This window comes from Acidovorax sp. KNOB132 (genome assembly GCF_057541515.1).
On sequence record NZ_BAAJYT010000623.1, the window covers coordinates 1 to 721 of the forward strand.

The following is a 721-nucleotide window of genomic DNA, read 5'->3' on the forward strand; positions in this document are numbered from 1 at the left end:
CGGCGCGGGCAAGAGCACGCTTTTGAGGCTGCTGGGCGCGCGGGCCGTGCCCACCGAGGGCCGGGTGAGCGTGCTCGGGCACGACCTGGCCGCCTGGCCGGCGCCCGAGCGTGCGCGGCACATCGCCGTGCTGGGGCAGACCGAAACCGCCGACCTCGCGTTCCGCGTGCACGATTACGTCGCCCTCGGGCGGCTGCCCCACCAGCACCATGCCGGCCGCGCGGAGCACGCGCGGGCGGTGGACGAGGCCCTGCACACCTGCGCGGTCGACTCCCTGGTGCACCGGGCGTTGTCCACCCTGTCGGGCGGCGAGCGCCAGCGCGTGCACCTGGCCCGCGCCCTGGCGCAGCAGCCCGCGCTGCTGCTGCTGGACGAGCCCACCAACCACCTCGACCTCGCGGCGCGTGCCGACCTGCTGGCCCTGGTGCGCGGGCTCGGCATCACCGTGGTGGCTGCGCTGCACGAGCTGGGCCTGGTGCCTTCGTTCGCCGACCGGGTGTGGATGCTGGACCGCGGCGCCCTGGTGGCCGACGGCCCGCCCGATGAGGCGCTGAGCGCCGACCGCGTGGCCGCCGTGTTCGGCATGGAACTGGTTCACACGCGGCACCCTCGCCATGGCGGCACGCTGTGGTCGTTCGAGCGCAAGGTGGCGGCATGAGGCGCGCGCTGCGGCGGTGGGCGGCTGGCCGATCCCTGGCGCTGGCGGTGGCCGGCGTGCTGT

At 75.9% G+C, this 721-nt stretch carries 1 protein-coding gene; it reads left to right on the plus strand.

The window, feature by feature from the left end:
* The coding region (locus tag AC27IO_RS25070) for an ABC transporter ATP-binding protein (protein ID WP_498741326.1) at window positions 1-658 on the plus strand (658 nt) is incomplete at its 5' end.
* Between the last annotated feature and the right edge of the window lie 63 nt (window positions 659-721).